Annotated in this window: 7 protein-coding genes; all 7 read left to right on the forward strand. The window is 74.9% G+C overall.

Features of this window, described 5'->3' with window-relative positions; genetic code table 11:
• The first annotated feature begins 91 nt into the window (after positions 1-91).
• The 7 genes from CNO22_RS23680 (at position 92) to ahcY (ending at position 7,812) form a co-directional block, all read left to right on the forward strand.
• A complete protein-coding gene (locus tag CNO22_RS23680; RefSeq protein ID WP_100501716.1) occupies positions 92-322 on the forward strand; it encodes a Trm112 family protein in 231 nt (76 codons plus the stop codon).
• Positions 319-1,464 (forward strand): SIS domain-containing protein, encoded by a 1,146-nt coding sequence (locus CNO22_RS23685; protein ID WP_100501717.1) that lies wholly within the window; start codon positions 319-321, stop codon positions 1,462-1,464. Before CNO22_RS23680 ends, CNO22_RS23685 begins: the two co-directional genes overlap by 4 nt.
• 40 nt (positions 1,465-1,504) lie before the next feature.
• On the forward strand, positions 1,505-2,914 hold the full coding sequence (locus CNO22_RS23690) for an FAD-dependent oxidoreductase (protein WP_157937091.1): 1,410 nt from the start codon (positions 1,505-1,507) through the stop codon (positions 2,912-2,914).
• Positions 2,915-2,992: 78 nt separating this feature from the next.
• The gene (gene manA / locus CNO22_RS23695) at positions 2,993-4,168 is read left to right on the forward strand and encodes a mannose-6-phosphate isomerase, class I (protein ID WP_100501722.1); all 1,176 of its coding nucleotides are present in this window, start codon (positions 2,993-2,995) and stop codon (positions 4,166-4,168) included.
• Positions 4,169-4,348: 180 nt separating this feature from the next.
• Positions 4,349-5,164: a class I SAM-dependent methyltransferase gene (locus CNO22_RS23700; RefSeq protein WP_100501719.1), complete on the forward strand. Its 816-nt coding sequence runs from the start codon at positions 4,349-4,351 to the stop codon at positions 5,162-5,164.
• A 78-nt stretch (positions 5,165-5,242) separates the two neighbouring features.
• Complete coding sequence (locus tag CNO22_RS23705; protein WP_100501720.1) at positions 5,243-6,157, forward strand: GmrSD restriction endonuclease domain-containing protein; 915 nt, start codon at positions 5,243-5,245, stop codon at positions 6,155-6,157.
• 170 nt (positions 6,158-6,327) lie between these two features.
• Entirely contained in the window at positions 6,328-7,812 is a 1,485-nt protein-coding gene (gene ahcY / locus CNO22_RS23710; protein ID WP_100501721.1) for an adenosylhomocysteinase, read from the forward strand.
• Positions 7,813-8,034 lie beyond the last annotated feature (222 nt).

Raw genomic sequence — 8,034 nt, forward strand, 5'->3', positions numbered from 1 at the left:
ATGCAGGTCTGGTGCGACGAGAGGATGATGTATTGGTTAGTGGTGGCGGCACCCGCGAACGCTTCACGTAAGGAGGCGTCGGCAGCGTCAGATGTGTATCAGAGCCAGCCACCCGACCCACCCGGTGACGGGGCCGCTGGGCCTGGACCCGGCACTGCTGGAGATCCTCGCCTGCCCCGACACCCACCACAGCCCGCTGACGGTGGACGAGGCGGCGAGCGAGCTGGTCTGCACCACCTGCGACCGGGCCTTCCCGGTGCGCGACGGCATCCCGGTGCTGCTGCTGGACGAGGCCCGGCAGCGGGGAACGGGGACCCCGTGACGTCGCCGGAACTGGCCGAGGAGGTCCTCGACGACCTCGACGTGCTGCGTGCCCGCGACCCGCGCGGCCTGCTGCCCGCCGTGGCCGGGGCCGGCGCGCAGGTCCGCGAGACCGCCCGCCTGGCCGAGGAGGCCGGCCTGGAGCGGGTCACCACCGGCGGCCGCCCGCGCGGGCTGGTCATCGTGGCCCGCCGCGAGGGAGCGGTGGCCGCGCAGGTGCTGAGGGCGCTGCTCGGGCCGGCCAGCCCGGTCACGGTGGACGTCGTCCCCGGGCCCGACCTGCCGGTGTGGACCGGGCCCAGCGACATCGCCGTCGTCGTCACCCGCACCGGCGCCGGGCGCTACGCCGTCACCCCGGCCTACGAGGCCGCCCGCCGTGGCGTGACGCTGCTGGGCATCGGCGCCGAGGACGCCCCGCTGCGCGCGGCCTGCTCCACCGCCCGCGCCCCCTACGTGCCGCTGCCCCGCTCCCGGGTGCGGCACACGACGCTGTGGTCGCTGCTCACCCCGATGCTGCAGCTGGCCGTCGGCCTGGACCTGGTGTCGGAGGGCGCGGCCGACCTGGAGGCGATCGCCGCCGCCCTCGACGAGGTCGCCATGGAGTGCGGCCCGGCCCGGGAGTCCTTCGTCAACCCGGCCAAGACGCTGGCCCTCGAGCTGCTCGACGCGCTACCGGTGATCGCCGCCGAGGGTCCGCTGGCCGGCACCGCGGCGATCCGGATCGCCGACCAGCTGGCGACGCTGGCCGGGCTGCCGGTGACCACCTTCCGGATGCCCGACCAGCGGGTCGCCGCCTGCGCGGTGCTGCGCGGTCCGCTGGCGCCCCAGGACGGCGCGGACGACTTCTTCCGCGACCGCGCCGAGGACGCCGGCCGGCGGCTGCGGCTGCTCACCGTCCGCGACGCCGACGCCGGCGAGCACGACGGCGCGGGGGAGCGCGAGCCCCGGTCGGCCCGTGAGGCGCTGCGGGAGGCGCTGCGCAGCGCCGCCGCGGCCAACGTCCCGGTGAGCGGGCTGGCCGAGCACGGGGAACCGGAGCGGTACGGCCGGCTGCCCCGCCTGGCCCGTCAGCTGGCCGTCGCCGACTTCACGGCCGCCTACCTGGCCCTCGTGCTGGACACCGAGCGGTCCGCCCCCGCATGAGCACCGACACCGTCGCCCGGGACTGACCCCGGGCGGGGGCGTGGGGAACACCTGGCTCTCGCCGGCCCGCCGGGTCGCCGACCGGGCCCGGCTCGCCGACGGGGTCGTCGACGTGCTGGTGGTGGGCGGCGGCCTGCTCGGCGCCCGGGTCGCGCTCGACGCGGCCGGCCGCGGGCTCGCGGTCGGCCTGCTGGAGGCCCGCGACTGGGCCGCCGGCTCCTCCGGCCGGCCCGCCGTGCTGCTCTCCGGCTCCGGGACGCCGACGCGGACGGCGGTGCGCGAGCGCGCCCTGCTGCTGCGGACCGCGGCACCGCACCTGGTCCGCCCGGTGCCGCTGCTGCTCACCTCGTCCGCGCCGCTGCCGTCCGACGTCCTGACCGGCGGCCTGCCGCGCTCCCGGCCGCTGTCCCGGCGGGCCGCGCTCGCCGCGGTCCCGGGGCTGCGCTCCCACGGGGGAGCCGGCGCGCTGCGCCGCTGGGACGCCCACGTGGACGGCGCCCGGCTCACCCTGGCCGTCGTCCGGACGGCGGCTGGCTACGGCGCCCGCGTCCTGTCCCGCGCCCACGTGACGGGGCTGTTGCGCGCCGGGGACGCCGTAGTCGGCGCGCGGGTCACCGACCGCACCGACGAGTCGGCGTTCGCGGTGCGGGCGCGCAGCGTCGTGCTCGCGACCGGGGCGGACGGCGGCGGGCCGACCGACGGCGTCCCCGCCGACCCGCTCGTGACGGGGGTGCTGCTGCCCACGTCGATCGACGGTGGCGACCACGGGTTGGTGCTGCCGGTCGCGGGCGGCGTGCTGACCGCCATCCCGCTGGGGGAGCAGTGGGTCGTCACGCACCCCGGCCCGGACGCCGGCGCGGTGCTCGGCGCGCTGGACCGCGTGCTCGTCCGCCGGGTGCCCGCCGAGGCCGTCGTCGCGGTCCGGGTCGACCGGCTGCCGCGCGCCGAGGAGGTCACGACCGCCGGACCCGGGCTGGTCGTCGCCGCCGGCCGCCTGCCGACCGCCCGGGTCACCGCCGCGGACGCCGTCGACGCCGCGACCGCGGGCCTGCCGGGCGTGCCGCCGTCCCGGACCGCGCACCTGCCGTTGGTCGGCGCGCACCGCTGGGACGACGTCCGCGACCGGGCACCGCGGCTCGCCGCGGACGCCGACCTGTCCACCGCCGCCGTCGACCGGCTGCTGCGCCGGCACGGCGACCGGGTCGCCGACGTGCTCGCCCTGGTGCGCGCCGACCCGCGACTGGGCCGGCCGCTGCCCGGGGCTCCCGGACACCTGGCCGCGGAGGTCGTGCACGCGGTCACCGCCGAGGGAGCGCTGTCCCTCGACGACGTCCTCGCCCGGCGTACGCCGCTGTCCGGTGCCGATCCCGCGGCGGTGGCCGCGCTCGTGGCCGGGCCGCTCGGCTGGGACGCCGGGCGCACCGCCCGGGAGGTCGCGTCCGCTCTGTGACCCGAATGGGCGAGAGGGCGCAGCGGCGTGCAGCCGATCATGTCCACCGACCCCGACCGGCCACTAGCCTCTCCGCTGATGTGGCCCATCACCAGCGCCGTCCGCTTCTACCCCTGGGGAAGCCGGACGGTCATCCCCGAGCTCCTCGGACAGCCCAGCCCGGCACCGCAGCCGCACGCGGAGCTCTGGATGGGCGCGCACCCGGACGAGCCGAGCGTGCTGGCCGACGGCCGTCCGCTGGACAAGGCCATCGCCGAGGAGCCCGAGCGGCTGCTCGGCGCACCGGTCGTGACGCGCTTCGGGCCGCGGCTGCCCTTCCTCATGAAGGTGCTCGCCGCCGACCGGCCGCTGTCGCTGCAGGCGCACCCGACGATGGAGCAGGCGGCGACCGGCTACACCGCCGAGGAGACCGCCGGCATCCCCAGGGACGACCCGACGCGGACGTTCAAGGACTCGTGGCACAAGCCCGAGCTGCTGCTCGCGCTCACCACCTTCGAGGCCCTGTGCGGCTTCCGGCCGGTCGAGGAGTCGCTGCACTGCCTGGCCAAGCTCCAGCTGCCCGAGCTGAAGCCCACGATCGCGGCGCTGGCGCGCGGCGGCCTGCGGGCGGCCATCCCGCAGCTGCTGGCCCTCTCCGGCCGGCGGCGCACCTCCCTGGTGGAGGCGGTCGCGGGCAGGGCGGCCGCCTTCGTCGCCGCGCACGACCCGGAGTTCATCAACACCTACCGCTGGGCGGCGACGCTCGCCGAGTCGTACCCGGGTGACCCGGGCGTCGTCATCTCGCTGATGTGCAACCACCTCAAGCTGGCCCCCGGCGAGGCGGTGTTCCTGCCGGCCGGCAACCTGCACGCCTACCTGAGCGGTGCCGGGGTCGAGGTCATGGCCAGCTCGGACAACGTGCTGCGCGGCGGGCTCACCAGCAAGCACGTCGACCTGGCCGCGCTGATCGAGGTGCTCGACTTCACCGACGGCCGCATCCCAGTGATCCACCCCGTGCTGGGGCCCGGCGGCCTGCGTTACCCGGTTCCGGTCGAGGACTTCGACCTGACCCGAGTGCAGCTCGACGACCGGACCGGGACGCTGACGACCTCCGGGCCGCAGGTGCTGCTGTGCACCGAGGGCCGTGCGGTGCTCGCGGCGGTGGACGGCGAGGTCGTGCTGGAGAAGGGGCAGTCGGCGTTCGTCCCGGCGGGGGAGCCGGTCACCGCCCGCGGTCCCGCGCTGCTCTACCGGAGCACGACGAACCTCCGCTGAGCCCGTCGCTCCCCACGTCGATGGCGGGCCCGTGCACCACTGCGGAGTCGGTGTACCGGCCGCCCGGAGTGGGCACCGGGCTACTCGCCGTGGCTGCCGCGACGCCGGTGGACCGGGTGCAGGCAGCCGTGGAGACGTGGCGGCCGGGCACGCCGCAGCCGCGGCTGGGGGAGGGTGCGCGTGTCCGAGGGTCCACGGATGCGGCCCGGCCGGGCTCCGGCCGCGGTGCGGCGCTGGCTGGTCCGGACGGTGATGGCGCCGGTCGAGGCCCGGTTGTCCGTCCGGGTGGAGGCGGCCGTGCGGTCGGAGGCCGACCGGGTGATCCGGGCGTTGCACGAGGTGGAGTTCCGGGAGCGGCGTGACCTGCTCGCGGCAGGGGAGCGGGACGCGGCCGTGGCCTCGGCCCGGTTCGCGGCCCGGGAGATGCCGACCGCCCTCGCCTTCCACGACCCGCTGAGCACGCTGCGGTACGCCGTGGGGATCGCCCCGGCCGGTGGCCTGGCGCTGGAGTTCGGCGTCTTCCGGGGGAGCTCGCTGCAGGTCATCGCAGAGGGACGAGGTGGCCGCGACGTGTACGGCTTCGACTCCTTCCAGGGGCTGCCCGAGGACTACCGCCCCCATGTGCGGGCCGGCGCCTTCGCCACGGACGGGTTGCCCGAGGTCGCCGGCGCGGAGCTGGTCGTGGGCTGGTTCCAGGACACCCTCCCCGGCTTCCTCGCCGCCCACCCGGGCCCGGTGCACCTGCTGCACGTCGACGGAGACCTGTACTCCTCCGCGGTGACCGTGCTGGAACACGTCGGCCCCCGGCTGGTCCCCGGGTCGGTGGTGGTCTTCGACGAGTTCTTCAACTTCCCGGGCTGGGAGGAGCACGAGTACCGGGCGTGGCGGGAGCACCTCGATCGCACCGGCGCCCGGGTGGCCTACGAGGCGTACACGTCGAACAACGAGCAGGTCGTCGTCCGCGTGCTGGAACCCGGCGCCCTCGCCGGGGGCTGACCCCGGGCGTGGCGTCTGCGCGATCCCCGGTCGGCGGCCTAGCGTCGAGGCCTCCGGTCCGCGCGTCGGAGGAGACCCGTGCCCGCCCGCTCCACCGCAACGCCGTCCACGGTCCGCCGCGGCGCGTTCCTCGGCTGGACCGTCCTGGTCCTGCTGTCCGGCTGCGTGCTGCCGCCGGGCGACGAGGAGCCGGCCGGCGGTGCGCCGACCGGCGTCCTGGACGACGCGGCCGCCGACCAGGCGATCGCCGCGGCACCGCCGGGCTCCGCGCTGGCCGCCCTCGCCGCCGTCGAGGTTCGGGGCCGGGCGCCGCGGACCGGCTACGAGCGCGAGGAGTTCGGCGACGGCTGGGTGGACACCGACCGCAACGGCTGCGACACCCGCAACGACGTGCTGGCCCGCGACCTCACCGGCGAGGCCTTCCGGCCCGGCTCCGACTGCGTCGTCGTCTCCGGCACCCTCGAGGACCCCTACTCCGGGCGCACCATCGAGTTCCGCCGCGGTGAGGACACCAGCGACGACGTGCAGATCGACCACGTCGTCGCGCTCTCCGACGCCTGGCAGAAGGGTGCGCAGCGGTGGGACGCCGACCGGCGCACCGCGTTCGCCAACGACCCGCTCAACCTGCTCGCCGTCGACGGCCCGCTGAACATGCAGAAGGGGGACGGCGACACCGCGACCTGGCTGCCGCCGAACACCTCCTACCGGTGCGACTACGTCGCGCGGCAGGTCGCGGTGAAGAGCGGCTACGGGCTGTGGGTCACCCGCGCCGAGCGCAACGCCGCCGCCACCGTGCTCGCCGGCTGCCCGGGCGAGCCGCTGCCCGGCACCGCCTCGACGGACGTCACCGCCGAGGCGGCGCCCGCGCCGGCGGCCACCGGCTACGCCGACTGCGACGCGGTCCGCGCGGCGGGTGCGGCCCCGATCCGGCGGGGCGAGCCGGGCTGGAGTGACGCCTTCGACGGGGACGGCGACGGGGTCGGCTGCGAGTAGGCCGGGGCGCGCCCGCGTATCGTGGACGACGGCACGAGCCCCGCCGAGGCCTCGGCACGCTCGCTCATGCAGCCTCCCCGCCGGCGTTCGCCGGCAGCACGCGCGAGGCTGCTCCGACAGCGACCGACGCGAGACCCGGCCGAGCGTGGCCGGGCGACCCCTGGAGCGACATGACCGCCACCACCGGCACCCGTGTACTGACCGACGGCGACTTCAAGGTCGCCGACCTGTCCCTGGCCGAATTCGGCCGCAAGGAGATCCGGCTCGCCGAGCACGAGATGCCCGGCCTCATGGCCCTGCGCGCCGAGTACGGCGACGAGCAGCCGCTGGCCGGGGCCCGCATCGCCGGCTCCCTGCACATGACGGTGCAGACCGCCGTCCTCATCGAGACGCTGCAGGCGCTGGGCGCCGACGTCCGCTGGGTCAGCTGCAACATCTTCTCCACCCAGGACCACGCTGCCGCGGCGATCGTCGTCGGCGACGGCACCCCCGAGCAGCCCGCCGGAGTCCCCGTGTTCGCCTGGAAGGGCGAGACGCTGGAGGAGTACTGGTGGTGCACCCAGCGGCTGTTCGAGTTCCGCGACGAGAACGGGAACGTCGTCGGGCCGAACATGCTGCTCGACGACGGTGGCGACGCCACCCTGCTGGTGCACCTGGGCACCCGCTTCGAGGCCGACGGCGTCGTCCCGGACACCACCGAGGCCGACTCCGAGGAGTACGGCGTCATCCTCGAGGCCCTGCGCGGCACGCTCGCCCAGGACGGGCAGTACTGGACCCGGATCGGCCAGGGCATCAAGGGCGTCACCGAGGAGACCACCACCGGCGTCATGCGGCTCTACGAGCTCGCCCGCGACGGCCGGCTGCTGTTCCCGGCGATCAACGTCAACGACTCGGTCACCAAGAGCAAGTTCGACAACCTCTACGGCTGCCGGCACTCGCTCATCGACGGACTGAACCGCGCCACCGACGTGATGATCGGCGGCAAGGTGGCCGTCGTCTGCGGTTACGGCGACGTCGGCAAGGGCTGCGCGGAGTCGCTGCGCGGCCAGGGCGCCCGCGTCATCGTCACCGAGGTGGACCCGATCAACGCCCTCCAGGCGGCGATGCACGGCTACGAGGTCACCACGCTCGACGAGGTGATCGGCAGGGCCGACATCATCATCACGGCCACCGGCAACCGCGACATCATCTCCGCCGAGCAGCTCGGGCAGACCAAGCACCAGGCGATCATCGGCAACATCGGCCACTTCGACAACGAGATCGACATGGCCGGGCTGGCGCGCACCCCGGGCGTCGAGAAGACGAACATCAAGCCGCAGGTCGACGAGTGGCGCTTCGCCGACGGCCACACGATCATCGTGCTCTCGGAGGGCCGGCTGCTGAACCTGGGCAACGCCACCGGGCACCCCAGCTTCGTCATGAGCGCCTCGTTCTCCAACCAGGTGCTGGCCCAGATCGAGCTGTGGACCAACCGGGCCGCCTACGAGGGCAAGGAGCCCACCGTCACCGTGCTGCCCAAGAAGCTCGACGAGCACGTAGCCCGGCTGCACCTCGACGCCCTCGGCGTGAAGCTCACCGAGCTGACCAAGGTGCAGGCCGACTACATCGGCGTCCCGGTCGAGGGCCCGTACAAGAGCGACCACTACCGCTACTGAGAAAGGACCCCCCTGCCCCCCGCCGCTCGTAGAAGATGGCGCTGATACACATCGCCCAGCCCACGAGACCGTCCTAGACCTTGTTACGCGACTACGGCGAGTAAAAAAACAACACTACCGCTCGAAAACAAACAACGCCGACTTACTTCCGTCTGATCCGTAATGAGATTGTCATGACCCTCTGGAACATGCTGATCACCCGGCACCCCCTACCTGTGAAGG

This window comes from Geodermatophilus chilensis (assembly GCF_002802985.1).
Taxonomy (GTDB): domain Bacteria; phylum Actinomycetota; class Actinomycetes; order Mycobacteriales; family Geodermatophilaceae; genus Geodermatophilus; species Geodermatophilus chilensis.